Genomic DNA, 24,148 nt, shown 5'->3' with positions numbered 1-24,148 from the left:
GAAGCGCCGCGCGGCGGTGGCGCGCCATCGGGGCGCCGGGCCGGAGCGGCCGGTTTGCGGCGTGGCGGGCACCGCGGACAAGCGCGGCAGGAGCGGCGGGTCGTGTGCCAGAGCGTTGCCGGCAAGCGCACATCCTGGCAATGGCCTGCCACGCCCGGGCACTAGATTCGCAAGGCGCGGTGTCGCCGCTGGGTGCGTCGGTACGCCGGCGCCGTGGGATTCATGTCGATTCGTATCCAAGACGAGGCGGTCCGGTCGTTCGCCGGCGGGAGGGCTTTGCCGCCCGCCAGCGACAGTGGATCGACGGGGGAGGGGGCATGCGGTATCGAGCCAAAGGCCAGGTCTGGCCCAGGGCCGGCGGGTGCGCTGGCGGATTCAGCCTGATCGAGTTGATGGTGACGATCGCCGTGCTGGCGATCGTGCTGGCGATGGCGGTTCCCGCCTTCGCCGCGCTGATCAACGGCAATCGCCTGGTGGCGCAGGCCAACGAACTGGTGGCATCGCTGCAGCTGGCGCGCTCGGAAGCCGTGCGTCGCAACGCCAAGGTGGCGCTTTGCCGCAGCAGCGACGGCAGCAGCTGTGCCGGCGCTGGCGTCGCCTGGTCCGGGTGGATCGTGCGCGTCTCCAGCAGCGGCGAGCTGCTGCGGGCGAACCTGGTCAATCCCTCGGTGCAGGTGCACGCGAGCCCTGCGGTCAACGACAACGGCGCCGCGGTCGTGTTCTATCCCGATGGCCTGGCGCGCGACGCCAGCAACGGCCTGCTGGCGGCCAGCATCGCGGTGTGCATGGCGGTCAGCCGTCCCGAGAACAACCAGCGCCGGATCGGCATCGCGGCCGGCAGCCGGGTGGCGATCAGCAGCGAGAATACCGAGGCGGCCTGTGCCGCGCCCGCCGATGAGTGAGCGTTTGCCGCCACGCACGCCGGGGCCGCGCCGCCAGGCGGGCGAGTTGCTGCTGGAAGTGCTGATCGCGGTGTTGATCCTGGGGATCGGCCTGCTCGGCATCGCCGCGATGCAGGCCACCGCGCTGCGCAACAACCACAGCGCGATGCAGCGCAGCCAGGCGGTGGTGCTGGTCACGACCCTGCTGGACGCGATGCGGGTGAACCGCAGCGTGTCCCTGACCGGAGGCTATGCGCTCAGCCGCACCTGCACGGTGCCCGCCGCCGGCACGCTGGCCGCCACCGACCTGAACGGGTGGATGCAGTCGCTGCACAGCATGGTCGGCGCCAGCGCCTGCGGCACGGTCAGCTGCAGCAGCGGCCTGTGCACGGTCACCGTGGACTGGGACGACAGCCGCGCCAGCGATGCGTCGGCCAGCGGCGTCGGCAGCGGCGCGGCGCGCTACACCGTCAGCATGAGCACCCAGCTGTGAGCGCCCGGGCGCGTTCGCGGCAGGGCGCGGCGGGATTCGGCCTGATCGAGTTGATGGTCGGGATGATGCTCGGCCTGATGGTGACGATCGCGGCGATCGGGATCTTCCTCAGCAACCAGCAGACCTACCGCAGCACCGAAGGCCTGAGCCGCATCCAGGAAAGCGCACGTACCGCCTTCGACCTGATGTCGCGCGACCTGCGCGTGGCCGGCGGCAGCGCCTGTACCAGTCGGGCCTTGACCAACACGTTGAGCAGCAGCGCGTGGTGGGGCAGCCTGAGCCGCTGGGGCGACGCGCTGAAGGGCTATTCCTCCAGCACCGAGTTTTCCGATGCCACGCCTGCGTTCGGCAGCGGCAAGGGCGCGCGCGTGGCCGGCACCGCGGCGCTGCAGATGTTCTCCGGCAGCGACTACGTCGCCTCCGTCGCCGCCGACAGCGGCACCGTCTTCACCTTGAACGGCAGCCTGCACGATTTCGTCAGCGGCGACGTGCTGCTGGTGTGCGACGGCAACACCAGCAGCGTGTTCGCCGCCTCCAGCGTCGCCACGACCAGCCTCTCCCATCCCGGCACCATCAGCTATGCCGCCAATGCCGCGGTGGCGCGCTTCAATGCGCTGCGCTGGTATGTCGCCTACAACGGCAACGGCAGCACCTCGCTGTACCGCAGCCGCCTGTATGCCGGAGCGCTGAAGCAGGAAGAGGTGGCGCAGGGCGTGTCGGCGATGGCGCTGAGCTACCTGGTCAGCGGTGCGAGCGGCTATGTCGATGCGGCGGCGGTCAGCGACTGGTCGAGCGTGGTCGCGGTGCGCATCGCGCTGACCGTGGACAGCCCGGACAAGGTGGGCAGCGACGGCAAGGTGCTGCAGCGATCGCTGGTGCACGTGGTCGGCCTGAGGAATCGCGACGGATGAACATGCCGAAAACCCCGGTCCCGGGCGCCGCGCCGCAACGCGGCATTTCGCTGCTGGTGGCGCTGATCCTGCTGTTGATCATGTCGCTGCTCGCGGTGGCGGTGCTGCGCAGCACCGCGCTGGAGGAACGGATGAGCGCGAATCTGCTAGACCGCACCCGCCAGTTCCAGTCGGCCGAGTCGGCGCTGCGCATCGCCGAGACCGCGATCTCCGCCGGCATCAGCGTGCCCAGCAGCGGGTGCAACGGCGGCGTGTGCGCCACGCCGCTCGCGGGCGCGACCGATCGCTGGCTGGACAGCGGCTTCGGCGGCTGGGCGACGGCGAGCAAGACCGGCAACAACGATGCGGCCATCACCACCAGCTACATCGTCGAGTACATGGGCGACGGCGCCTACGGGCCGAACTGCACCACCTCCAAATCCACCGCGTCCACCGATGCCAACTGCGACATGCGGCGCTACCGGATCACTGCGCGCAGCGCCGGCAACGACCGCGCCGCGGTGATCCTGCAAACCAACTATCTGGTGGCCAAATGAGCGCAATGGCGCGCGTGCGCGGCATCCGCATCGGTCTGACGCTGTCGTGCCTGCCTGTGGTGGTCTCGATGCCTGCCGCGGCGGCGACCAGCGGCCTGGAGCTTCCCGACAATCCGCTCATCACCGACACCACGGTGGCGCCCAACATCCTGTTTATCCTCGACGATTCGGGATCCATGGACTACACCTACATGCCGGACAGCGTGCCGGCGACCAGCACCGTGTCCGACGTCGCATCGAAGACCTATGCGCGCAATACCATCTACTACAACCCGGCCACCAGCTATGCGCCATGGGTGGACTCGACCGGCACGGAAATGACCGGCGGCACCAGCTACGACAGCGTCTACAGCAGCCTGGAATCCGCCTCCGGCAGTACCACCAGCCTGTATGCGAGCGTACAGACCTTCTACGTCCCCAAGAACACGGCCAGCACCGATACGGCGGTGTATCTGGCCAACGGCGCCAATTACTACCGCTACCAGATCCTGACGAGCGGGGCGATCTACCGCAGCGAGTACACCACCTACAGCGCCGCCAACACGCCTGCCGGCGCCTCCTCGATGGGCTGCGCCACCTCCACGTCGGGCAGCGGCTGGCGCAACTGCGTCAGGACCACGCCGACCGGGCGCAGCGAGGCCGCCGAGCGCAGCAACTTCGCGATCTGGTACTCGTATTTCCGTACCCGCAACAAGGTCGCCAAGGCCTCGGCCGGGCGTGCGTTCAGCGAATTGGGCTCGAACGTGCGGGTCGGATTCCGCACCATCTGGGCGCGGCAACTACATACGCTGTCTAGCAACTACATCACCAATGCGTATCCGATCCCGGTCAACAACAACGATGGGCTGTTCGTCGATCCGAACGGGACCACCGGCGCCAACAACAACCGCACGCTGTGGTACGACCGCCTGTACAGCGCCAATGCCAGCGACAGCACGCCGTTGCGCGGCGCGCTGGCCTCGGCCGGAACCTACTTCAGCAGCACCGCGTCCGCCGGCCCGTACGGCCCGGAGTCGGACACCAACCAATACGCGTGCCGGCAGAACTTCGCGATCCTCACCACCGACGGCTACTGGAACGAATCCGGCTACACCCCGGCCGCCGGCGAGCAGGACAACGCCAGCGGGTCGACGATCAGCGGACCCAGCGGCAATACCTATACCTACACCCCGGCGCGTCCCTACAGCAGCGCCTATGCGGACACGCTGGCCGACGTGGCGATGCGCTACTGGAAGAACGACCTGCGCAGCGACCTGTCCAACATCGTGCCGACCAACAGCGACGATCCGGCGTTCTGGCAGCACATGGTCACCTTCGGCATCTCCATCGGTGCGGCGGGCACGCTGGATCCGTCCACCGACCTGGCGGCGATCACCGCCGGCACCCTGTCCTGGCCGAAGCCGGTCAACAACACCATCGTCAACATCGACGACCTGTGGCATGCCACGGTCAACGGCCACGGCTCGTTCGTGGTCGCCAGCGATCCGGACAGTTTCGTCACCGCCTTGCAGTCGGCGCTGGCCGCGATCACCGAGCGCACCGGCTCCGGATCCAACATCAGCGCCACGTCCACCAGCCTCAGCAGCAGCACCCAGCTGTTCTCGGCGCTGTACGTCTCCGGCACCTGGAGCGGACAGTTGCTCGCCTGCGCGGCCACGGTCAGCACCTGCAACGCGAGCAGTGCGTCCTGGCTGGCGACGGCGGGCATGCCGGCCGCCACCGCGCGCACCATCGTCACCTACGAGAACGCGGCCGGCGCCAGCTTTCCCACCACCACCCAGCAGACCACGCTCGGCGGTGCCGATATCGCCAGCTACCTGCGCGGCGACCAGAGCAACGAGAAGCAGAACGGCGGCACGCTGCGCAACCGCAGCACGGTGCTCGGCGACATCGTCGATTCCACGCCGGCCTACGTCGGCGACACCGGCACCGTGTACGTGGGCGCCAACGACGGCATGCTGCACGCCTTCGATGCCGGCACCGGCGCCGAGCTGTTCGCCTACGTGCCCGGGGCGCTGGCCATGCGCGATCTGGCCACGCTCGCCGATCCCGACTACACGCACCAGTTCTTCGTCGACGGTCCGGTGGTGGCCTCCACGCGGACCCAGACCAGCGGCAGGAACATCCTGGTCGGCGCCCTGGGGCGCGGCGGCAAAGGCCTGTACGCACTGGATGTCAGCAGCCCGACCGCGTTCTCGGCCAGCTCCGTGCTGTGGGAGAAAACGGAAACCTCCGCCGGCAACATGGGCCAGGTGCTCGGCCAGCCGTTCATCGCCAAGCTCAACAACGGCGTGACCGCGCTGGTGACCGGCAACGGCATCAACAGCGGCAATGGCCATGCCGTGCTGTTGGTCTACAACCTGAGCACCGGTGCGCTGATCCGGGAGCTGGACACGGGCAGCGGCGGGACCACCACCGCCACCAGCAACGGCCTGTTCGCCCCGACCGGTTGGGATGCAGACGGCAGCGGCACGGTGGACTATGTGTATGCGGGGGATCTGCAAGGACATGTCTGGAAGTTCGACCTGTCCGCCAGCGCCGCCGCGTCCTGGTCGGTCGGCAACGGCGCGGCGGCGCTGTTCAGCGCGACCAGCAGCGCCGGCGTGGCGCAGCCGATCACCGGCGGCGTGCTGGTCGCCGAGGATCCCGGCACGTCGGCCACCTGGGTGTTCTTCGGCACCGGCCGCTACCTGGTCAAGAGCGATATCCAGGACACCTCGGTGCAGACCATGTACGGCATCATCGACGCCGGCGCCACCGTGGCGCGCAGCGGCCTGACCGCGCGCAGCATCGCGGTCAGCACCACCAGTTCCGGCTACAGCGTGCGTGGCTTCCAGAGCTATGCCGCGTTGCCGGCCGGGTCGCAGGGCTGGTCGCTCGACTTGCTGACCGACGCCAGCAACCCGCAGGGAGAGCGCGTCGTCGGCACTCCGGTGATCTCCGGCACGACCCTGGTGTTCAGCAGCATCATTCCCAGCAGCAGCGCCTGCCAGTCCAACGGCACCAGCTACGTCAACGCGATCAGCGCATTCACCGGGACCAGCACCAAGACCGGGTATTTCGACCTGGACGGCAACGGCAGCACCAGCAACGACACGCTCATCACCAGTGCCGGCGCCAGCGTCGCGGTCGGTTCGGTGGCGATAAGCAGCGGCATGGCCAGCGTGGCGGCGCTGCTCAACGGCAAGCTGGTGGTCAGCGACTCCAGCGGTACCAGCACCAGCCTCGCCACGTCGGCGATCAGCCCGAGCCGCGTGTCCTGGCGCGAGGTCATCAAGGAGAAATGAGCATGCAGCGCCAGCGGCACCCCCAGCGGCGGCGGATCGCCGGTTTCACCCTGATCGAACTGATGATCGTGGTCGCGGTGATCGGGATACTGGCGGCGATCGCCTATGCCAGTTACACCGCTTCGATTGTCACGTCGCGGCGGCGCACGGCGGCGGCCTGCCTGCAGGAGCGCGCCCAGTTCATGGAGCGCTACTACACCACCAATATGACCTATGCCGACGCGCCGGATCCGGCGCAGTGCGAAGCGGTCTCCAATTTCTACAGCGTCGCCTTCAGCGGCACGCCCAGCGCCACCGCGTTCAAGATCGTCGCCACCCCGCTCGCCGGCCAGGCCGTCGCCGATACCGCCTGCGCCGCGCTGGGCATCGACCAGACCGGGACGCGCAGTGCGACCGGCAGCGCCGGTGCCGGCAGCTGCTGGTAGCGCAACGGCGGCGTGTTCGTGGTCTGACGGCGGCGGTCGTATCATGGCCGCATGAGCAAACGACATGACGTAGTGATCGTCGGCGGCGGCCTGGTCGGCGCCAGCCTGGCCATCGCGCTGGACCGCCTGGGCGTGGACGTGGGGCTGATCGAGGCCGCGCCGCCGGGCGCGCTGCCGCCGGTGTTCGACCAGCGCAATCTCAGCTTCGCCGCGGCCACGGTCAACGCGCTGGGGGCGCTCGGGGTGATGCAGCGGCTGCGCACGCCGACCGGCCCGATCCGGCGCATCCACGTCAGCCGCGAAGGCGATTTCGGCCGGGTGCGGCTGGACGCGGCCGACTATGGGCGCGAGGCGTTCGGGCAGGTGGTGGTGGCGCGCGACTTCGGCGAGGCGCTGGAAGCGCGATTGGCCGAGGCGACCCATGTCAGCCGCTACCGGCCGGCGCAGTTCCTGGCGCTGGAGCCGGGCGAAGACGCGTCGCTGCGGCAGCTGCGCATCGCCCAGGACGGCGCCACCCAGGTGCTGCAGGCGCGGCTGCTGGTCGGTGCCGACGGCAGCGCCAGCGCGGTGCGCGGCGCGCTGGGCATCGAGGCTGCCCGTCACGATTTCGGCCAGACCCTGTTCGTGGCGCGGGTGCGCGGCAGCCGCCAGCCCGACGGCACCGCCTACGAGCGGTTCCGCGACGACGGCCCGACCGCGTTGCTGCCGCGCGGCGACCGCCACTACGGCGCGATCCATGCGGTCGCCGCCGAGCAGGCCGACGCGGTGGCTACGCTCGACGAGGCCGCCTGGCTGCAGCGCCTGCAGGAGGCGCTGGGCTGGCGCGTCGGCCGCCTGCTGGGCAGCGGCGAGCGCAGCGCCTACCCGATCCTGCAGGTGCTGGCCGGGCGCCTGACCGATGCGCGCGCGGTGCTGCTCGGCAACGCCGCGCAGACCCTGCACCCGCTGGGTGCGCAGGGCTTCAACCTGGGCCTGCGCGACGCGCTGACCCTGGCCGAACTGATCGAGCGCGACCGCGCTGATCCGGGCGCGCCGGCGCTGCTGCAGCACTATGCGCAGCGCCGCGAACAGGACCGCCAGCGCACCGTGACCTTCTCCGGCGGGCTGGCGCGGCTGACCGCCAACCCTGCGCCGCTGCTGCGCCCGCTGCGCAGCCTGGGCCTGCTGGCGGCCGCGCAGGCCGCGCCGCTGCAGTCGTTCCTGGTCGGCGGCGCGATGGGCTTCCGCGGCGAAGTGCCGCAGCTGTGCCGGGAGGCGACGGCATGAGCCGGCGCGGCGTGCTGGATGTGGTGGTGGTCGGCGGCGGCGTGGTCGGCGCCGCCTGCGCATTGGCGCTGGCCGCCGAAGGCCTGGCGGTGGCCCTGGTCGAGGGCCGCGAGCCGCCGCGCTGGTCGCCGGCCGAGCCGGACCTGCGCGTGTACGCGTTCGCCCCGGACAACGCCGCGCTGCTGCAGGCGCTGGGCGTGTGGCCGCAGGTGCTGGCGCGGCGCGCACAGGCCTACCGGCGCATGCGCGTGTGGGATGCCGGTGGCGGCGGCGAGCTGGACTTCGATGCCGATGCGCTGGGCCGCGATCAGTTGGGCTGGATCGTCGAGCATGCGTTGCTGGTCGAACAACTGTGGGCGGCGCTGCCGGCAGCCGGAGTGCAACTGCACTGTCCGGCGCGGGTCGAGGCGGTGGAACTGGCGGAGGAGCGCGTGCGCCTGCGCCTGGACGACGGCAGCCGGCTCGACGCGCGCCTGGCGATTGCCGCCGACGGCGCCGATTCCACGCTGCGCGGCCTGGCCGGACTGGACGCGCCGGCGCACGACTACGGCCAGCGCGGCGTGGTCGCCTTCGTGCACACCGAAGTGCCGCACCAGGACACCGCCTGGCAGCGCTTCCTGCCCGGCGGCCCGCTGGCGTTCCTGCCGTTCGCCGACGGTCGCAGTTCGATCGTGTGGACGCTGCCCGAGGCCGAGGCGGCGCGGGTGCTGGCGCTGGACGACGCCGCGTTCGGCGCCGAGCTGACCCAGGCCTTCGGCGCGCGGCTGGGCGCGGTGCGCGCGCTGTCGCCGCGGCTCGGTTTCCCGCTGCGCCGGCAACTGGTGGAGGACTACCACCGCGGCCGCCTGCTGGTGCTGGGCGATGCCGCGCACGTGGTGCATCCGCTGGCCGGGCAGGGCGTCAACCTCGGCCTGCGCGACGTCGCCGCGCTGGCCGCGCAGGTGCGCCAGGCGCAGGTGCGGCGGGTCGACTGGTCGGCGCCGCACCGGCTGGCGCGCTGGGCGCGCGGCCGCCGCAGCGACAACACCGTGGCCGCCTACGGCTTCGATGCGATCAACCGGGTGTTCTCCAACGACGAGATGCATCTGACCCTGCTGCGCGGCCCGCTGCTGGGCCTGGCCGGCAAGCTGCCGCTGCTGATGCACGGGTTCTGGAAGCGCGCTTCGGGGGTGTAGCGCGGCGCACCGGGCGCTGCGCGCTAGCGCCAGTGCCGTGCGATTGGCGCACCTGGAGCGACGCGCGCCAGGCGCGGCCTGGTCGGTGTCGCATGCGCGGTGTGGTGTCCCGCCGGCGCTGCTGCGCCGGCGGTTGCAACGGTCACTGGATCCAGCCCTTCAGGTCTTGCTTGCTGAGGCGGCCGCGGTGGTGCGCGTCCACCGCGTCGAACTCCGCCGCCAGGGTCGGGTCGGCCTTGGCCTCGGCGCGGCTGATATAGCCGTCGTGGTTCTTGTCGAGAGCGGAGAAGTCGATGCGGTACTGGCCGACGATCGAGTTCGGTTCGACCGACGTGACCTGCACGGTCTGGCCCTTGTCCTGCAGGGTGACGCTATTGCCGCCGGACTGGGCCAGTGCCAGCGTCGGGATGCTCAGCAGGCCGAGCGCGAGGGGAAAGAGTGGAGCAACGACAGATTTCATGGCACGACTCCTGTGGTGGGAAAGGAGCCATGAACATAGGCCTGGCGAAATTAAGCGGATTTGAAAAAAGCGCCTCGCCACACATGTCCACCGAAGGCGTTTAGCGCCGGTTTCCACTCGCCGCCGCCGCGGTCGCCGCTTACGACGGCGGCAGCAACCAACCGGCCAGCTGCTCGCGGCTCAGGCGCCCGCGCCGTTGCGGATCCAGCGAATCGAATTCGTCGGCCAGCGCCGGGTTGGCCTGCGCTTCGCTGCGGCTGATGTAGCCGTCGTGGTCGCTGTCCAGCGCGTCGAAGTCGATGCGGTAGTTGCCGGCGACGGTGTCGGGCTGGACCGTGCGCACGGTGACCGGCGCCTGGCCATGCGGGACCTCGAGCCGCACCTGGTGGGTCACCTCGCCGCTGCTCAGCGGCTGCGCCTGCACGATGCTCGCCGGCACGTCGCGCAACGGCTCGGTGACGACGCTCGAGGTCGGGTTGAGGTTCTGCGCGGCGGCCGGGACGATGGCGGCGGCCAGCAGAAAGGCGGCGAGGGACGAACGGCAGTGCATGGACACAACGGACTCCGATGGTTCGAATGATGGGACGGCGCGGGCAGGCTCAGCCAGGGATGAACGGGAATGCCAGTTTCAGCAATCCCTTCAGCCCGCCCTCGGCGGTGCTGGCGATGGCCTTGGCGCCGAGGCTGTTGAGCGCGCGGCGCACGTCCTCCCAGCGTAGCTTGCCCACGTCCTTCTTCAACAGGTCCGCCACTTCCTCGGCGGTCGGGGTGAGCTTTTCCAGCTCGCGCACCACCTTCTCCGGTTCCGGTTGCAGGTAGCCCCAGCGCTCGGCGATCTTCAGCAAGGTGTCGAAGCGCACCGCGACCACGTCTCGGTTGCGCTCGTACACCGGCATCGCGCCCACATCGACGATGGCCTGCTCGAAGCGCTGCTGGTCGTCCGGATGCTCGATGCGGATCGCCAGGAAGCCTTCCTTCTTGCTGCGTTCGCTGACGTGCTTGGCCCCGGCGCGCAGGTTGTCTTCGGTGAGCACCGTCGCCACGATGCGCTCCAGGGCCGCGTCGCCGTCTTCGGGCACCAGCGCGCGCCAGCGCGCATAGCCGTCGCGGCGCAGGCCCTTCACCTTGGCCGGGGTCACCCGCAGGCGCAGCGCCACCGCGTTGTTGGAGTCGCTGCGCGAGATCGCGCCGTCGCGTTCCAGCAGCACGAAGATCAGCAACTCCAGGTCGCGCTTGGTCAGCGACTGGAACCCCTGCAACAGGGTCAGGCGCAGGAATTCGTCGGCGAAGCCGGCCGGGTCTTTCAGTTCGATCGGCTGCATGTGCGCGGCTCTCCAGTCAGTGCAGGCAGGATGCCCGACCGCGATTGCGCGGACTGAGACCGCGATGCGATGCGCATCCCAGCGCCATTGTATGGACTAACGCCCGTATTCGCGCCCGCGGCGATCGCTGCGGAAGGTCTCGATCGCGCCGCGGTCCTGCAGGGTCACGTACACGTCGCGTCCGTCCTTGCCGCCGAAGGCCACGTTGGTGGGCTTGGCGCCCTTGGTGGCGATCTCGTGCAGGATCCTGCCGGCGGGATCGAGCACCAGCACCTTGCCGGCGTCGTAGCGGGCCAGGTACAGATTGCCGTCGGCGTCGCAGCGCATGCCATCCAGGCCGAAATCGGGGAACGCCAGCAGCAGGCGCTTGTTCGACAGCGTGCCGTCGCCGGCGCGGTCGTAGACCCAGACCTTGCGCTGCACGCTCTCGTTGACGTACAGGCGCTTGCCGTCGGGGCTGACCTCGATGCCGTTGGTGGTGCCCATGCCGGTCTCTACCAGGTGCGCGCTGCGGTCGCGGTCGATGCGCCACAGCTGGCCGCCGTTGCCTTTCCAGTCCGGGTCGCTGGCGTACAGGGTGCCGTCCGGGGCGATGGCGATGTCGTTGGGCTGGAACGCGCCGGGCAGCGTGGCATAGACCTCGATGCGCTTGCTGGTCAGTGCGATGCGCAGGATGCGGTGCTGGGCGTAGTCGGCCACGTACATGCGCCCCGCACGGTCGAAACGGATGCCGTTGCCGATGCTGCCCGCGGGCAGGTCCACGAACAACGCCGCCTGCGCGCGGCCATCGGCGGCGACGCTGACCCGGCCGATGCTGCCCTCGTGGCCGAAGTTGACCGCGTACAGCGCGCCGTCCGGTCCGCTCGCCGGGCCTTCGATGCCGTGGGTGAATACGCCGTCGCCGATCAGGTCGCGGGCGTGGAACAGGTCGGCGTTCGCTGCGGAGGCCGCGGTGCAGGCGAGCAGCAGCGCAACGCCGGCAGCGGCGGGAAACGGCAGGCGAATGGACATGGACAGACCCGAAGCGGTGCAGGGCCGGGCAGTGTGCCAGAGGTGCCGGCGGCGCCGGGATGGCGCTCACAACGCCGGGCGCTGGATGCGTTAAGGTTCGGGCGGTCCGTGTCCGGCCGCCAGGGAGATCCGCATGTCGCTGTCCTCGCCGAATCGTCGCCGTGTGCTGCTCGCCGGGTTGTCCGCGGCGGGCGCAGGCCTGTTGGGATCGCCGTTGTTGGCGGCCCCGCGCGGCAAGCCGAAGAAGCCCTTGGGGGTGGCGCTGGTCGGATTGGGCGATTACGCCAGCACGCGCCTGGCGCCGGGCCTGGCGCTGACCAGGCACTGCCGGCTGGCCGGCATCGTCACCGGCTCGCCGCACAAGATTCCGCAGTGGCAGTCGCGCTACCGCATTCCCGATCGCAACGTCTACAGCTACGACGACCTGGAGCGCATCGCCGACAACCCGGACATCGACGTGGTCTACGTGGTCACGCCGACCTCTCTGCATGCGCCGCTGAGCCTGCGTGCGGCCGCCGCCGGCAAGCACGTGTGGTGCGAGAAGCCGATGGCGATGCACGCCGACGAGGCGCAGTCGATGATCGCCGCCTGCGCGCGCAACAAGGTGCGGCTGAGCATCGGCTACCGCATGCAGCACGAGCCGAACACGCGGCGGATCATCGCGCTGGCCGGCGAGCGCCCGTTCGGCGCGCTGCGCACGGTGCGCGCCGAGGCCGGCTACAACGGCTACGGCGACACCGATCCGGCGCAGCGGCCGTGGCGGCTGCGCGCGCAGTTCGGCGGCGGCGCGATGTACGACATGGGCGTGTATTCGCTCAATGCGGCGCGCTACACGGTCGGCGCCGAACCGCTGGCGGTCAGCGCGCACCGTTCCACCGACCGGCCGGCGCTGTTCGACGAGGTCGACGAACACATGCAGTTCAAGCTGGAATTTCCGCACGAAGTGCTCGCCGACTGCGCCACCAGCTTCGGCCGCAGCATGAACCGGCTGCGCGCCGAGTGCGAGCGCGGCTGGTACGAACTGGCGCCGTTCCAGAGCTACGACGGCATCCGTGGCAGCGCCAGCGACGGCCGCGTGTTCGACGCGAAGGTGCGCCACCAGCAGGCGCTGCAGATGGACGAGGACGCGCTGGCGATCCTCGACGGCACGCCGCTGCGCGCGCCGGGCGAGGAAGGCCTGCGCGACATGCGCGTGATCGACGCGATCCAGCGTTCGGCGCGCGAGGGTGGCAAGCGGATCGTGCTGTAGCGGTGCGGTGGTTGCGGGGCCACGGCCGCGCGACATTGGGTACGCTTGCTTCGATTTCCTGCAGGAGCGGCTTCAGCCGCGACCGGGCGTTACCGGCGAGATCCTGTCGCGGCTGAAGCCGCTCCTACAGGAGGCGCTGTTGGCGGGCGCAGTGGGCGCCCGCAACGTCAGGCCGGCATCGCCAGCACGGTGATCTCTTCGCGGTCGTGGTAGAGCTGCTTGGCGCGGATCTGCAGCGGGCGCTCGGCGCGTTCGGCGAACAGGTCCAGGCACAGCTGGGTCTCGTCCCAGCGCTTCTTCATCGGCAGCTTAAGGTTGAAGATCGCGTGCCGGCACCAGCCTTCGCGGAACCAGGTGCCCATGCGTTCGGCGACGCGGCGCGGCTGTTCGACCATGTCGCAGACCATCCAGTCCAGCGCCTGCGGCGGCTTCCAGTGGAAGCCGTCGGCGCGCAGGTGATCGACCAGGCCGCTGTCGAGCACGTGCTGGCGCAGCGGGCCGTTGTCGACGCTGGTCACGTGCAGGTGCTGGCGGGTCAGCACCCAGGTCCAGCCGCCGGGCGCAGCGCCCAGGTCGGCGGCGCGCATGCCGGGCTTGAGCAGCGCTTCGCGCTCCTCCGGCGCCAGCAGCGCCAGCAGCGCTTCTTCCAGTTTCAGCGCCGAGCGCGAGGGCGCCTCCGACAGCAGCTTCAGGCGCGGAATGCCCAGCGGCCACGGCGCGCTGTCGTCGCTTTCGGCGACGGCCAGCAAGGCGTGGGTGCCGGCGAGGAAGCACACGTGCAGGCGCGGCAGCTTCGGCTGCGGCTTGTCGCTGAGCAGGCCGGCCTTGCGCAGCGCCGGACGCAGCGCATTGCCGAAACTGCGCGCCAGCCCGGACAGCTGCTTGCCTTCGTCCGAATCCGGGTGCTCCACCCACAGGTCGCCGAAGCGGCTGTGCCCGGCCAGCGCCTGCAGCATCGGCGCGATCCGGTCGGCTGGGTCCAGTTCGCGCAGTTCGGCCAGCAGGCGCAGCTTCTGCCGCGCGAAGATCAGCCCGCGCCACGGCAACGCGCGCGGCGGCAAGGCGGTCTCGCAGACCAGCAGCGCGTAGCCGCTGTTGCGTTCGGTGCGCGCGTAGGCCGGCAGGTCGGCGCGCGCGGCGCGATCGTTCAGTTCGGCCGCCAGTTCGGGCTCGAAGCCTTGCCGGCAGTAGCACAGCAGGCCGTTCAGGGAGGACATGGAGGAAGCCTTCGCCTGGCGGCGGTCAGTAGCGGGGGCTGTCGAGCTCGCCGTAGCGGCGCAACACCGCGCAGGCGGCGTCGCGATGCAGGCCGCGCACCACCTCGATGCCACGGCGCTCCAGTTCGCCGATCCAGTCCGCCGGCAGCGGGCCTTCGTCGAACGGGGTCAGCGCCATCACGTCCTCGGCGCTGGCGCCGATCAGCAGGCGGTCGATGCCGGCCCAGATGGTGGCGCCGTAGCACTGGCAGCACGGTTGCGCCGAGGTCGCCAGGGTCACCGGCGACAGCGCCGCGTTCAGCCGCGGCGTCTGCAGGCGCTGTTGCGCGAGCATGTAGGCCATGTTCTCGGCGTGCGCCAGCGACGTGGTCTGCGGCACCACCCGGTTCACGCCGACCGAGATGATGCGGTGGTCCGGGCCGAACACCGCCGCGCCGAACGGACCGCCGCTGCCGGCATCCACGTTCAGCCGCGACAGTTCCACCGCCAGCGCCACCTTGTCGGCATCGCCGGGATAGACCGCCTGCGGATCGACCGCCTCGTGGATCCAGGCGGGCAGGGTGAGGTGGACTTGCGCGTAGAGCATCAGCGGACGGGTTCGGCAGGCTGGGGGTCGCGCAGTGTATCGGCTTGCGCGCCCTTGGCGCTGCATTGCCCGGCCACGCACTGGCAGCCGCTGATCGCGCGCGAGCCGCACACGCTCATGCGGCCGCTGGCCTGGCATTGCGCCATCACGCCCTGCGGATCGGTGGGGCTGTCGCGGTTGACGCAGGCCGGCATCGCGCCGCAGCAGTTGCCGACGTCCTTGACCGTGCAGTCGGCGTCGCTGCGGCAACTGGTGTCCACCTTCACCGGCAAACCGGGCGCGGCGGGCTTGGCGCCTTCGCTGCGCGCGCAGCCGCTGAAGACGAGGGTGCCGGCGAACAGGCACAGGCAGCACAGCAACAGCGCGAGACGAGTGGACATGGCGACCTTCCGTGCGAGAGACCGCTGCCATCCTAACGCGCATGGCCGCGGCGCCGGCAACTCAGCGGCGGCCGACAGCGATCGTATCGGCGGTTTCCTGCTTGACCTGGAGCGCGGTGCCGTCGATGGCCTGGTGGATCGCCTGGCGGATGCTGATCCGGCCCTTCACCGCATTGACCTGCACCGGCGACGGCGACTGGTCGTCGTAGACGATGCCGCAACCGGTGGCATGCGCCAGCTGCTGCGCGGTTTCGTCGAAGCGTGCGGCCGGCATGTCGTAATCGTGGTCGGGCACGGTGTCGCACTTGCCTTGCGCCGCTGGCGGCGCAGATGCCGGCGCGGGTGCGGGTGTCGCGCCGGCTTGCGAGGGAGCGGAAGACGGTGCCATGTCGCACCCGGCGAGCAGGGCGAGCAACGCAAGGCTGATGCAGGAGGTGCGCAACGCAGCGGACATGGCGGGATTTCCTGGTGCTGGGGACGACGCGTGAAGTCTAGGCGGCGTGCCTTAACCCAGGGTTGCATCCGGCTTGCGCACCGGCGCAGGCGCATGCAGCCAGGCGCACCACAGCACGCCCACCAGCAGGCAGGCGATCGCCAGGGTTTCCAGCGGGGTGGGCCAGCGCGCCTCCCACAGGAAACCGTAGAGCAGCGCGAAGACGGTTTCGAACACGATCATCTGCCCGACCAGGGTCAGCGGCAGCAGCCGGCTGGCGTGATTCCAGCAGGCGTTGCCGATCACCGAGGCGAACACGCCCAGCACGATCGCCACGCCCCAGAACCGCGCCCAGTCCGCCGCCGCATGGCCGTGGCCGAACGCGAACGCGGGGATCGCCAGGGTCAGCGCCAATGCGCCGGTGACCACGCCGGTCAGCATCGACCAGTCGCGCCCGGAGATCTCGGGCCGGCGCGCGAGCCAGCCGGCGTTCTTGACCGAATACGCCGCCCAGCACGCCAGCGCGCCGACCGCGCACGCCAGCCCGGCCGCGCGCGTGCCCACGCTGGTCTGCGCCGGGTGCGCGGCGTCGAGCGTCTGTGCCGCGACCAGCGCCACGCCGAGCACGCACAGCGCGCATGGCGCGGCCAGCCGGCGCAACCGCATCGCGCCGGCCGCGCGCGAACCGAGCACGGTGACCACCGCCGGCAGCAGGCCGATGATCAAGGCCGTGGCCGCGCCGCCGGCCCATTGCACCGCGCTGCCCAGCAACACGTAGTAGACGATGTTGCCGAGCAGGCTCAGCCGCAGCAGCGCCCACCATTCCGGCGCCCCGAGCGCCGCGGTGGCGGCGCGCCAGCGCGGCGCGAGCAGCAGCGCGGCGACCGCGCCGTAGGCTACGTAGCGCGACACCGACAGCTGCAGCGGCGAGAACCCGGCCAGCAATTGCGGCGCCAGGAACACCAGTCCCCACAAGGCGCCGGCCGCCACGCCGCTGCCCACTCCCGCCCACAAACGCTTGCGCATGCCGTGTCCTGTTGCTTCGTTGCGTAGTGCGCCAGCATGGCCTGCGCGTGCGGCCCCGGCTTGTCCCAGGCTACTGGTCCGGCGCCACGGTGGCCGCCCGATGGCGTCGGCGATAGGCGGCAGGGGTGTGCCCGGTCTGGCGCCGCAGCGCGCGGGTCAGCGCGCTCTGGTCGGCATAGCCGCTGTCCAGCGCCAGTTGCGCGATCGGGCGCTCGCCGTACGCCAGTTGCCGGCGCACCCAGTCCAGCCGCCGCGCCGACAGCCACGCCTGCGGCGTGCGCCCCAGCGCTTCGCGGAACAGCGCATGCAGGCGGCTCACGCTCAGGTGCGCGGCCTGCGCCATGCGTTCCACCGGCCACGGCTGGCCCGGGGCGTCCTCGATGCGCAGGCACAGTTCCTGCAGCCGCGCCCATGCGCGGCGCTGCGTGCGCAGCTGGCGCAGCGCCAGCGCTGCGCAGGCCGCAGCGCCGGTGCCGGGCTGCATGGGGTCGAGCGAGGCCAGCAGGCGCTGCAGTTGCGGCGGCAGGTCGAGGAAGGGCGCGCGCTGCAGGCGTTCGAGTGCGTGGTCGTCGAACCCTGCCGCATCGCAGTCCAGCACCAGGAAGCGGTTGTCGCCTTGTGCCGACTGCGCGTGCGAGGTGTGCGGTGCGACGACGGCCGCGCGGAACGCATCCAGGCGGCTGCCGCGTCCGCCCACCTCGATCTCCAGTTCGCCCTGCAGCGGCAGCACGATCTGCACGTGTGCGTGCTGGTGGGCATGGCCGTCGCGGCCGTAGCTGCGCAGGCTCAGGGTGGGGGCGGGCGACATGGACGCTACGCTAACGCGCCGGCAATGCCGTTGGAAAGCGCGACGCTGGCGACCGTGGCGCCGGGGCGGCCATGGCGGCACGGCATGCGCTCAGGCAGCGCATGCCGGAAACCGCGCCGGTGGCGCGGCGCGATTGGGTCAGGCTGCGCCCTGGCCACCGGTCCAGGTGTCGCGCAGGGTCACGCTGCGGTTGAATACCGGCGTGGCCGCGCTGTGGTCGTAGCGATCGGCGACGAAGTAGCCGCTGCGCTCGAACTGGAACGCCTGCTCCGGCGCGGCCTGTGCGGCGGCCGGCTCCACGTAGCCGCGCACGCTGCGCTTGGAGGCCGGGTTGAGGTGGTCGCGGTAGGTCTTGCCGTCGGATTCGTCGTCGGGCTTCTCCACCGAGAACAGGCGGTCGTACAGGCGGATCTCGGCCTCCACCGCATGCGCGGCGCTGACCCAGTGGATGGTGCCCTTGACCTTGCGGTTGGCGCCTTCCATGCCGGGACGCGACTCCGGATCCAGCCAGCCGCGCAGCTCGACGATCTCGCCGGCATCGTTCTTGATCACCTCGTCGACGCGGGCGATGCCGGCGCCGCGCAGGCGCACTTCGCCGCCCGGCACCAGCCGCTTCCAGCCCTTGGGCGGGACTTCGGCGAAATCCTCGCGCTCGATCCACAGTTCGCGCGAGAACGGCACCTCGCGCGTGCCGAAGGATTCGTCCTTGGGATGGTTGGAGAAGCTCAGCGTCTCGCTGTGGCCTTCCGGCAGATTGCCCAGCACCAGCTTGAGCGGGTCGATCACCGCCATGCGTCGCGGCGCGGCGGCATCCAGGTCCTCGCGCAGGCAGCCTTCCAGCACCGAGAAGTCGATCACCGAGTTCTGCTTGCTGATGCCGACCCGGTCCACCAGCAGGCGCAGCGCCGCCGGCGTGTAGCCGCGCCGGCGCAGGCCCTGCAGGGTGTACATGCGCGGGTCGTCCCAGCCGTCGACCAACTGCTCGGCCACCAGTTGGGTCAGCTTGCGCTTGCTCATCACCGTGTAGTTGATGTTCAGGCGCGAGAACTCGATCTGCCGCGGCTTGGCCGCCTCGCGCGGCAGGCCCTTGTCCAGCAGCGGCTGCAGCAGCTCGGGATGGCCGGCCAGGTCGACCTTGTCCACGCACCAGTCGTACAACGGGCGGTGGTCTTCGAATTCCAGCGTGCACAGCGAGTGGGTGATGCCTTCCACCGCGTCGCCCAGCGAGTGCGCGAAGTCGTACATCGGGTAGATCGGCCAGGCGTTGCCGGTGTTCTGGTGCTCGACGTGCTTGATCCGGTACAGCGCCGGGTCGCGCAGGTTGATGTTGCCGCTGGCCATGTCGATCTTCGCGCGCAGGGTGCGCGCGCCGTCGGGGAACTCGCCGGCGCGCATGCGCCGGAACAGGTCCAGGTTCTCCTCGACGCTGCGCTCGCGGTAGGGCGAATTGCGGCCAGGTTCGGTGAGCGTGCCGCGGTATTCGCGCACCTGCTCGGCGGAGAGATCGCAGACGAAGGCGTGGCCGTCGCGGATCAGCTTCTCGGCAGCCAGGTAGTACACCTCGAAATAGTCCGAAGCGTGGCGCAACTCGGCCCAGTCGAAGCCCAGCCAGCGCACGTCGTCCTGGATCGCGGCGACGAACTCGGGGTCTTCCTTGGCCGGATTGGTGTCGTCGAAGCGCAGGTTGCAGCGCCCGGCGAACTCGGCGGCGATGCCGAAATCCAGGCAGATCGCCTTGGCGTGGCCGATGTGCAGGTAGCCGTTGGGCTCGGGCGGGAAGCGGGTGCGGATGGCCGCGTGCTTGCCGCTGGCCAGGTCCTCGCGGACGATCTGGCGGATGAAGTCTTTCTTCTCGGCCGGGGCGGTGGCGTCGGTGGCGGGGGTCTCGGACATGCGCGCTTCAGCAGAAAGTAAAGCGCAAGTTTAGCCGAGCTGGCCGCTGGCCGCCCCGCCGCGTACGCTGCGGGGCCGTCCATCCCCGAGATCGCGCCATGCCGCTCCCCCGTCTGGTCATCGGCGACAAGAACCTGTCCTCGTGGTCGCTGCGGCCGTGGCTGCTGCTGCGGCACTTCGCGGTGCCGTTCGAGGAAGTGCCGCTGCCGCTGGACACGACCGAGTTCGCCGCGCGCATCGGCGCCTACTCGCCGACCGGGCGGGTGCCGGCGCTGTGGGACGGCGAGTTGCAGGTCTGGGATTCGCTGGCGATCTGCGAGTACGCCAACGAGCGCTGGCTGGGCGGCCGCGGCTGGCCGGCGGCGCTGGAGGTGCGCGCGCAGGCGCGGGCGGCGGCCTGCGAGATGCATTCCGGGTTCCTGGCGCTGCGCCGGCAGCTGCCGATGCAGGCCTGCCGCCAGCCCGACGGCGAGCACTGGGACGCCGAGGCGCGGGCCGACATCGCGCGCATCGTGCAGCTGTGGGCGATGCTGCGCGAGACCCACGGTGGCGGCGGGGCGTTCCTGTGCGGCGACTTCGGCATCGTCGATGCGATGTTCGCGCCGGTGGCGGTGCGTTTCGCCGGCTACGGGGTGGCGGTGCCGGCGCAGGCCGCGCAGTACATGGCGGCGCTGGAGGCCTTGCCGGCGATGCGCGAATGGCGCGCCGGCGCGGCCGCCGAAGTCGCCGTGCGCGGCTGAGGGCGGGCCATGCAGATCGCCTATCGTGCCCAGCACCTGATCGATGCGCACCTGGCCAAGCACGCGCTGGAGGATGCCGGCATCACCGCGTTCGTGTTCGGCGAGGCGCTGCTCGGCGGCGCCGGCGAACTGCCGTTCGGCGTGGTGCAGGTGTGCGTGGCCGACGAACTGCTGGAGAAGGCGCAGGAAGTGCTCACGGCACTGGGCCTGGGCGGCCAGGTCACGCGGGCGATGTAGGTTTGGGGCCGGGATTGGGGATTCGGGATTCGCAAGAGCCGCAGGCCCGCTTTTTCGAATCCCCAATCCCCAATCCCCAATCCCGGCCCTCAATCAGCCCGCCAGCCTGGCGGTGCGGCTTCCGGATCGGCCAGGGCGCGCAGGCGCTTGAACAGCACGGTGGTCTCGGCGACGTTCCAGACCCGCAGCGCGACTTCGAAGGTGTCCAGCGGCTTGGTCAGGAAGTCCTTGGCGCCCAGGCCGAGCGCGCGGTGGCGCGCGCTGCGGCTGGGGTCGGCGGTGAGCACGATCACCGGCAGGAAGCTGGACGCGCCGGCCAGCCGCGACAGCTGTTCCAGGATCGCGTAGCCGTCCAGCTCTGGCATCATCAGGTCGAGCAGGATCAGGTCCGGCGCGAACGCCGAGACCAGGCCCAGCACGCGTTGCGGATCGGTGGTCGCCACCACCTGCTGGAAGCCTTCGCGCTGCAGCAGGTCTTCGAGCAGGCGGACGTTCGCCGGTTCGTCGTCGACGATCAGGATGCGCGAGGCGAGGACATCGTTGCGGGTCATGCGAGGTGTCGGTCCAGAACGGTGAAGAATTCGGCCACGTCCAGCGGTTTGGTCAGGTAGGCGCGCACGTTGTCGCCCTGCACCCGCGCCAGCGTGGCGGGCGTCGCGTCGGCGCTGACCACCACCACCGGGATCGCCGCGGTGTGCGGCTGCGCGCGCAGTTGCCGCAGCAGGTCCTCGCCGTTGCCGTCGCTCAGGTGCAGGTCGAGCAGGATCAGGTCGGGGCGGGCCTGTTGCACCTGCGCGCGCGCCTGCGCCAGCGTCGCCGCCTCGTGCAGGCGCCAGTGCGGTCGGCGCTCGGCCAGGGTGCGGATCAGCGCCTGGTTGGAGGGATTGTCCTCGACGCTGAGCACGCTGCGCTGGCCATCGCCGGCCGCGGTCGCGGCGATCGCCGGGTGCGGTGCCGGCGCGTCGGCGGGCCGGTCCAGCGGCAGCGCGATCCAGAACCGCGAACCCTCCGGGCTGCTTTCCACCACGATGCGCCCGCCCATCGCTTCGGTCAGGCGCTTGCTCAACGCCAGGCCCAGGCCGGTGCCTTCGATCGCCGAGCGCTCCGCGCCGAGCCGCTCGAACGGGGTGAACAGGCGCTGCACCTGTTCGGCCGACAGGCCGTGGCCCTGGTCGTGCACGGCGATGCACAGGAACTCGCCCTGCTGCTCGGCGCTCACCCGCACCGCGCCGCCGGGGCGGTTGAACTTGATCGCGTTCGACAGCAGGTTGATCAGCACCTGGCGCAGGCGCTGCGGATCGGCGCGCACGGTCCAGGCGGGCGGGACCTGCAGCGGTTGCAGGGCGATGCCGCGGGTCTTCGCCTCGGGCGCGACCAGGCCCAGCGCTTCCTCGATCGCCGCGCGCACCGGGACCGGCTGCGGGCTCAGATCGAGCTGGTCGGCCTCGATGCGGGCGATGTCCAGCAGCTCGGTGATCAGCCCGAGCAGGTGCCGCCCGGCGCCGAGGATGTGCTGCAGCTGGCCGCGCTGCGCCGCGCCGGGCAGGTCCATCTCCAGCACCTGCGCATAGCCGAGGATGGCGTTGAGCGGGGTGCGCAGCTCGTGGCTGCTGCGCGACAGGAACTCGGTCTTGGCGCGGTTGGCGGCCTCGGCCTCGCGCCGCGCCGACTGCGCTTCGGCGGCGCGCGCGGCGAGCAGGGTGCTGGCTTGGTCCAGGCGTTGCGCGACCTGGCCCAGTTCGTCGCCGGTGCGCAGTTGCGGCGCCAGCGGCAGGCCTTCGCCCAGGCGGTCGGCGTTGGCCGAGAGCACGCGCAGCCGCCGCGACAGCGAGGAAGCGAACCAGGCCACCGCGAACACCGCGCCGAGTCCGCCGAGCATCGCCGCGCACAGGGTGATCAGCAGGTTGCGCTGGCGCAGCGCCTGCGCCTTGGCGGTGCGGACCTGCAACTGCGCGGTCTCGTAGTTGCGCAGCTCGCGCAGTTCGGCGCGCAGGATGTCGAGCTTGACCTTGCCTTCGCTGAGCTGGCGGATCTCCTCCTCGCGGCTCAGGTCCGGCGCCAGCAGCCGGCGCCAGCCCTGCATCTTCTCCGCGAACAGCGGCTGGATGCGGGCGAAACGCTGCGCCTGCAGCGGGTCGGTGATGCGCTGCGCCAGGCGCTGCACCACGGTCTGCAGGCGCGGTTCGGCGTCGCGGTACGGGGTCAGGAACGCGTCCTGCCGCACCAGCCGGTAGCCGCGCACGCCGGCCGCGGTCTCGGCCAGCAGCGCGTGCGCCTCGTACAGGTCGCTGAGCACTTCCAGGGTCTGGCGCACATCGTTCTCGGCGGCGATGTTCTGCCGTTCCACGCTGTAGATCGCCACCAATGCCGCCAGCAGCAGCAACAGCGGCAGCGCGACCACCGCCAGGCTCTTGCGGGTCAGCGGCCAGTCGTTCCAGCGCAGCGTGGCCGCGCTCACAGCGCCATCCCCGCCTGCACCGCATACACCGCCGCCTGGGTGCGATCGGATACCTGCAGCTTCTGCAGGATGCGCTCCACGTGGACCTTGGCGGTGCCGGCGGAAATGCCCAGTTCCGCGCCCAGCCCGGCATTGGTCAGGCCGCGCGGCAGCAGCGCCAGCACCTGCCGTTCGCGCGCGCTGAGCGCGCCGAGCCGGTCCGGTTGCGCCGGCTTACGGCGCCGCGGCGCGCGCGCCGGTTCGGCCACCGCCGGCGCCAGCAGCGCGGCGATGGTGGCGATCGCCTGCACGTCGCCCGGCGCCGGCGCCATGCGCGCGTTCCAGCCCAGGCACAGCGTGCCCAGCGTGGCGCCCAGCGCGGCGATCGGCACGCACAGCTCGGCCGCGTCGCCCGCGCGCGCGGCCAGGCGCCAGGACAGCGCAGGGCCGTCGGTGGCGACGCTGGCGCCGGGCGGCAACGCGTCGCCATGGCTGGCCAGCACCAGGCTGCGGCTGCCGCGCAGCGCCAGTACCGCCGCATGCGGCGCATCCAGCAGCTCGCGCGCCAGGCGCAGCGCATCGGCCCCGGCCTGCTCGGCGCCGCTGGCGCGGGTCACCGCGTCGGCGGCGTCGGCCACCGCCTGCCAGCGCGCGCTGTCGGCCGCTTCGCGGCGCAGTTCCTGCCGCCATTGGCCTGCATTGAGGGGGGCTTGCATGCTGTTCTCCACTATGCCGATCGGCATATTCGAGGATATGCCGCCCAGCGGATTTTACGCAAGCCGCCGCCGCCAATACTGGCTTCGCCCCGAGACGGCATTCCCTCATCCACAGCGGAGATCCACCATGCGTCGCATCCTGTTCACCCTGGTCCTGAGCCTGTCCACCACCACCGCGCTGGCGGCCCCGGCGATGCACTACGACGCCCGGCCGTCGTTGCCGGCCGCGGGCGAGGAGCGCGAGATCGCCGGCCTGTTCGACCGCTGGAACGCGGCGCTGGCTACCGGCAACGCCGACCGCGTCGCCGACCTGTATGCCCGCGACGGCGTGCTGCTGCCGACCGTGTCCAACCAAGTCCGCGCCAGCCGCGCCGAGATCAAGGACTACTTCGACCACTTCCTGGCGGCCAAGCCGCAGGGCGTCATCAACTACCGCCAGGTGCGGCTGCTCGACGACGACAGCGCGGTCGATGCCGGCGTCTACACCTTCACCCTGACCAATCCGGACGGCAGCACCCGCAAGGTGCAGGCGCGCTACACCTTCGTCTACGAGAAGCGCGACGGCCGCTGGCTGATCATCAACCACCACAGCTCGGCGATGCCGGAAGTGGCGGGCGGCGGCAGCAAGACCGCGGCGCATTGAGCTGGCGGGCGCGTGG

Annotated in this window: 26 protein-coding genes; 12 read left to right on the top strand and 14 right to left on the bottom strand. The window is 70.8% G+C overall.

Going from position 1 to position 24,148, the window contains the following annotated elements; genetic code table 11:
* Positions 1-317: 317 nt before the first annotated feature.
* The 8 genes from JR064_RS18745 to JR064_RS18710 are packed head-to-tail and all read left to right on the top strand — an operon-like array spanning position 318 to position 8,974.
* The gene (locus tag JR064_RS18745) at positions 318-902 is read left to right on the top strand and encodes a GspH/FimT family pseudopilin (protein ID WP_206230708.1); all 585 of its coding nucleotides are present in this window, start codon (positions 318-320) and stop codon (positions 900-902) included.
* Entirely contained in the window at positions 895-1,374 is a 480-nt protein-coding gene (pilV, locus tag JR064_RS18740) for a type IV pilus modification protein PilV (protein ID WP_206230707.1), read from the top strand. Before JR064_RS18745 ends, pilV begins: the two co-directional genes overlap by 8 nt.
* Positions 1,371-2,285 (top strand): PilW family protein, encoded by a 915-nt coding sequence (locus tag JR064_RS23330; RefSeq protein ID WP_191826773.1) that lies wholly within the window; start codon positions 1,371-1,373, stop codon positions 2,283-2,285. The genes pilV and JR064_RS23330 overlap by 4 nt, the downstream gene beginning before the upstream one ends.
* Positions 2,282-2,821: a pilus assembly PilX family protein gene (locus JR064_RS18730; protein WP_241093165.1), complete on the top strand. Its 540-nt coding sequence runs from the start codon at positions 2,282-2,284 to the stop codon at positions 2,819-2,821. Before JR064_RS23330 ends, JR064_RS18730 begins: the two co-directional genes overlap by 4 nt.
* Positions 2,818-6,108 (top strand): pilus assembly protein, encoded by a 3,291-nt coding sequence (locus tag JR064_RS23140; protein ID WP_241093164.1) that lies wholly within the window; start codon positions 2,818-2,820, stop codon positions 6,106-6,108. The genes JR064_RS18730 and JR064_RS23140 overlap by 4 nt, the downstream gene beginning before the upstream one ends.
* Before the next feature lie 2 nt (positions 6,109-6,110).
* Positions 6,111-6,533, top strand: coding sequence for a type IV pilin protein (locus tag JR064_RS18720; RefSeq protein ID WP_206230706.1), 423 nt, complete (start codon positions 6,111-6,113; stop codon positions 6,531-6,533).
* Between the two features lie 51 nt (positions 6,534-6,584).
* Positions 6,585-7,799: a 2-octaprenyl-6-methoxyphenyl hydroxylase gene (ubiH, locus tag JR064_RS18715; RefSeq protein ID WP_206230705.1), complete on the top strand. Its 1,215-nt coding sequence runs from the start codon at positions 6,585-6,587 to the stop codon at positions 7,797-7,799.
* Positions 7,796-8,974, top strand: coding sequence for a UbiH/UbiF family hydroxylase (locus tag JR064_RS18710; RefSeq protein WP_206230704.1), 1,179 nt, complete (start codon positions 7,796-7,798; stop codon positions 8,972-8,974). The genes ubiH and JR064_RS18710 overlap by 4 nt, the downstream gene beginning before the upstream one ends.
* 142 nt (positions 8,975-9,116) lie before the next feature.
* On the opposite strand, the gene JR064_RS18705 is transcribed toward JR064_RS18710, so the two are convergent.
* The 4 genes from JR064_RS18705 to JR064_RS18690 all read right to left on the bottom strand — a co-directional run bounded on the left by JR064_RS18705 (position 9,117) and on the right by JR064_RS18690 (position 11,767).
* Positions 9,117-9,434 carry an EF-hand domain-containing protein gene (locus tag JR064_RS18705; RefSeq protein WP_179568239.1) on the bottom strand — a complete coding sequence of 106 codons (318 nt, stop codon included), beginning with the start codon at positions 9,432-9,434 and terminating at the stop codon, positions 9,117-9,119.
* Positions 9,435-9,573: 139 nt separating this feature from the next.
* Positions 9,574-9,984 (bottom strand): EF-hand domain-containing protein, encoded by a 411-nt coding sequence (locus JR064_RS18700; RefSeq protein WP_191826829.1) that lies wholly within the window; start codon positions 9,982-9,984, stop codon positions 9,574-9,576.
* Between the two features lie 49 nt (positions 9,985-10,033).
* A complete protein-coding gene (locus tag JR064_RS18695) occupies positions 10,034-10,756 on the bottom strand; it encodes a hypothetical protein (protein ID WP_179568235.1) in 723 nt (240 codons plus the stop codon).
* A 96-nt stretch (positions 10,757-10,852) separates the two neighbouring features.
* Complete coding sequence (locus JR064_RS18690; RefSeq protein WP_206230703.1) at positions 10,853-11,767, bottom strand: SMP-30/gluconolactonase/LRE family protein; 915 nt, start codon at positions 11,765-11,767, stop codon at positions 10,853-10,855.
* Between the two features lie 133 nt (positions 11,768-11,900).
* On the opposite strand from JR064_RS18690, the gene JR064_RS18685 reads away from it, so the two are divergent.
* Entirely contained in the window at positions 11,901-13,016 is a 1,116-nt protein-coding gene (locus JR064_RS18685; protein WP_179568231.1) for a Gfo/Idh/MocA family protein, read from the top strand.
* A 167-nt stretch (positions 13,017-13,183) separates the two neighbouring features.
* Here JR064_RS18685 and rlmM read toward each other — a convergent pair whose 3' ends face one another.
* The 7 genes from rlmM to JR064_RS18650 all read right to left on the bottom strand — a co-directional run bounded on the left by rlmM (position 13,184) and on the right by JR064_RS18650 (position 19,359).
* The gene (rlmM, locus tag JR064_RS18680) at positions 13,184-14,224 is read right to left on the bottom strand and encodes a 23S rRNA (cytidine(2498)-2'-O)-methyltransferase RlmM (protein ID WP_206230718.1); all 1,041 of its coding nucleotides are present in this window, start codon (positions 14,222-14,224) and stop codon (positions 13,184-13,186) included.
* Positions 14,225-14,258: 34 nt separating this feature from the next.
* A complete protein-coding gene (locus JR064_RS18675; protein ID WP_179568229.1) occupies positions 14,259-14,819 on the bottom strand; it encodes a nucleoside deaminase in 561 nt (186 codons plus the stop codon).
* Positions 14,819-15,199, bottom strand: a complete 381-nt coding sequence (locus JR064_RS18670; protein WP_206230702.1) for a hypothetical protein — start codon at positions 15,197-15,199, stop codon at positions 14,819-14,821. Before JR064_RS18670 ends, JR064_RS18675 begins: the two co-directional genes overlap by 1 nt.
* Positions 15,200-15,260: 61 nt before the next feature.
* Complete coding sequence (locus JR064_RS18665; protein ID WP_206230701.1) at positions 15,261-15,653, bottom strand: STN domain-containing protein; 393 nt, start codon at positions 15,651-15,653, stop codon at positions 15,261-15,263.
* A 51-nt stretch (positions 15,654-15,704) separates the two neighbouring features.
* A complete protein-coding gene (locus tag JR064_RS18660) occupies positions 15,705-16,658 on the bottom strand; it encodes a DMT family transporter (protein ID WP_206230700.1) in 954 nt (317 codons plus the stop codon).
* Between the two features lie 70 nt (positions 16,659-16,728).
* Positions 16,729-17,466, bottom strand: coding sequence for a helix-turn-helix transcriptional regulator (locus JR064_RS18655; RefSeq protein WP_206230699.1), 738 nt, complete (start codon positions 17,464-17,466; stop codon positions 16,729-16,731).
* Between the two features lie 138 nt (positions 17,467-17,604).
* On the bottom strand, positions 17,605-19,359 hold the full coding sequence (locus JR064_RS18650; RefSeq protein ID WP_191826787.1) for a glutamine--tRNA ligase/YqeY domain fusion protein: 1,755 nt from the start codon (positions 19,357-19,359) through the stop codon (positions 17,605-17,607).
* Positions 19,360-19,457: 98 nt separating this feature from the next.
* Between JR064_RS18650 and JR064_RS18645 the strand changes: the two genes are divergently transcribed.
* Both JR064_RS18645 and JR064_RS18640 read left to right on the top strand, forming a co-directional pair.
* Positions 19,458-20,099: a glutathione S-transferase family protein gene (locus JR064_RS18645; protein ID WP_206230698.1), complete on the top strand. Its 642-nt coding sequence runs from the start codon at positions 19,458-19,460 to the stop codon at positions 20,097-20,099.
* Positions 20,100-20,108: 9 nt separating this feature from the next.
* The gene (locus JR064_RS18640) at positions 20,109-20,336 is read left to right on the top strand and encodes a putative signal transducing protein (protein ID WP_010340670.1); all 228 of its coding nucleotides are present in this window, start codon (positions 20,109-20,111) and stop codon (positions 20,334-20,336) included.
* 89 nt (positions 20,337-20,425) lie between these two features.
* Here the strand turns inward: JR064_RS18640 and JR064_RS18635 are convergent, their stop codons facing one another.
* The 3 genes from JR064_RS18635 to JR064_RS18625 are packed head-to-tail and all read right to left on the bottom strand — an operon-like array spanning position 20,426 to position 23,489.
* Positions 20,426-20,887 (bottom strand): response regulator, encoded by a 462-nt coding sequence (locus tag JR064_RS18635; RefSeq protein WP_179568215.1) that lies wholly within the window; start codon positions 20,885-20,887, stop codon positions 20,426-20,428.
* A complete protein-coding gene (locus tag JR064_RS18630) occupies positions 20,884-22,794 on the bottom strand; it encodes an ATP-binding protein (RefSeq protein WP_206230697.1) in 1,911 nt (636 codons plus the stop codon). Before JR064_RS18630 ends, JR064_RS18635 begins: the two co-directional genes overlap by 4 nt.
* Positions 22,791-23,489, bottom strand: coding sequence for a helix-turn-helix transcriptional regulator (locus JR064_RS18625; protein WP_206230696.1), 699 nt, complete (start codon positions 23,487-23,489; stop codon positions 22,791-22,793). Before JR064_RS18625 ends, JR064_RS18630 begins: the two co-directional genes overlap by 4 nt.
* A 127-nt stretch (positions 23,490-23,616) precedes the next feature.
* Between JR064_RS18625 and JR064_RS18620 the strand changes: the two genes are divergently transcribed.
* Positions 23,617-24,132 carry an SgcJ/EcaC family oxidoreductase gene (locus tag JR064_RS18620; protein WP_206230695.1) on the top strand — a complete coding sequence of 172 codons (516 nt, stop codon included), beginning with the start codon at positions 23,617-23,619 and terminating at the stop codon, positions 24,130-24,132.
* Positions 24,133-24,148: the final 16 nt, after the last annotated feature.

The organism is Xanthomonas bonasiae, from assembly GCF_017163705.1.
Taxonomy (GTDB): domain Bacteria; phylum Pseudomonadota; class Gammaproteobacteria; order Xanthomonadales; family Xanthomonadaceae; genus Xanthomonas_A; species Xanthomonas_A bonasiae.
The sequence above is the reverse complement of the archived record's forward strand: the minus strand, read 5'-3'. Positions and strand labels throughout refer to the sequence as shown.

Coding starts and splice junctions, on each gene's coding strand:
- JR064_RS18745 (WP_206230708.1), top strand. CDS start 318: ATGCGGTATCGAGCCAAAGGCCAGGTCTGGCCCAGGGCCGGCGGGTGC.
- pilV (WP_206230707.1), top strand. CDS start 895: ATGAGTGAGCGTTTGCCGCCACGCACGCCGGGGCCGCGCCGCCAGGCG.
- JR064_RS18730 (WP_241093165.1), top strand. CDS start 2,282: ATGAACATGCCGAAAACCCCGGTCCCGGGCGCCGCGCCGCAACGCGGC.
- JR064_RS23140 (WP_241093164.1), top strand. CDS start 2,818: ATGAGCGCAATGGCGCGCGTGCGCGGCATCCGCATCGGTCTGACGCTG.
- JR064_RS18720 (WP_206230706.1), top strand. CDS start 6,111: ATGCAGCGCCAGCGGCACCCCCAGCGGCGGCGGATCGCCGGTTTCACC.
- ubiH (WP_206230705.1), top strand. CDS start 6,585: ATGAGCAAACGACATGACGTAGTGATCGTCGGCGGCGGCCTGGTCGGC.
- JR064_RS18710 (WP_206230704.1), top strand. CDS start 7,796: ATGAGCCGGCGCGGCGTGCTGGATGTGGTGGTGGTCGGCGGCGGCGTG.
- JR064_RS18705 (WP_179568239.1), bottom strand. CDS start 9,434: ATGAAATCTGTCGTTGCTCCACTCTTTCCCCTCGCGCTCGGCCTGCTG.
- JR064_RS18700 (WP_191826829.1), bottom strand. CDS start 9,984: ATGCACTGCCGTTCGTCCCTCGCCGCCTTTCTGCTGGCCGCCGCCATC.
- JR064_RS18695 (WP_179568235.1), bottom strand. CDS start 10,756: ATGCAGCCGATCGAACTGAAAGACCCGGCCGGCTTCGCCGACGAATTC.
- JR064_RS18690 (WP_206230703.1), bottom strand. CDS start 11,767: ATGTCCATTCGCCTGCCGTTTCCCGCCGCTGCCGGCGTTGCGCTGCTG.
- JR064_RS18685 (WP_179568231.1), top strand. CDS start 11,901: ATGTCGCTGTCCTCGCCGAATCGTCGCCGTGTGCTGCTCGCCGGGTTG.
- JR064_RS18675 (WP_179568229.1), bottom strand. CDS start 14,819: ATGCTCTACGCGCAAGTCCACCTCACCCTGCCCGCCTGGATCCACGAG.
- JR064_RS18670 (WP_206230702.1), bottom strand. CDS start 15,199: ATGTCCACTCGTCTCGCGCTGTTGCTGTGCTGCCTGTGCCTGTTCGCC.
- JR064_RS18665 (WP_206230701.1), bottom strand. CDS start 15,653: ATGTCCGCTGCGTTGCGCACCTCCTGCATCAGCCTTGCGTTGCTCGCC.
- JR064_RS18660 (WP_206230700.1), bottom strand. CDS start 16,658: ATGCGCAAGCGTTTGTGGGCGGGAGTGGGCAGCGGCGTGGCGGCCGGC.
- JR064_RS18655 (WP_206230699.1), bottom strand. CDS start 17,466: ATGTCGCCCGCCCCCACCCTGAGCCTGCGCAGCTACGGCCGCGACGGC.
- JR064_RS18650 (WP_191826787.1), bottom strand. CDS start 19,359: ATGTCCGAGACCCCCGCCACCGACGCCACCGCCCCGGCCGAGAAGAAA.
- JR064_RS18645 (WP_206230698.1), top strand. CDS start 19,458: ATGCCGCTCCCCCGTCTGGTCATCGGCGACAAGAACCTGTCCTCGTGG.
- JR064_RS18640 (WP_010340670.1), top strand. CDS start 20,109: ATGCAGATCGCCTATCGTGCCCAGCACCTGATCGATGCGCACCTGGCC.
- JR064_RS18635 (WP_179568215.1), bottom strand. CDS start 20,887: ATGACCCGCAACGATGTCCTCGCCTCGCGCATCCTGATCGTCGACGAC.
- JR064_RS18625 (WP_206230696.1), bottom strand. CDS start 23,489: ATGCAAGCCCCCCTCAATGCAGGCCAATGGCGGCAGGAACTGCGCCGC.
- JR064_RS18620 (WP_206230695.1), top strand. CDS start 23,617: ATGCGTCGCATCCTGTTCACCCTGGTCCTGAGCCTGTCCACCACCACC.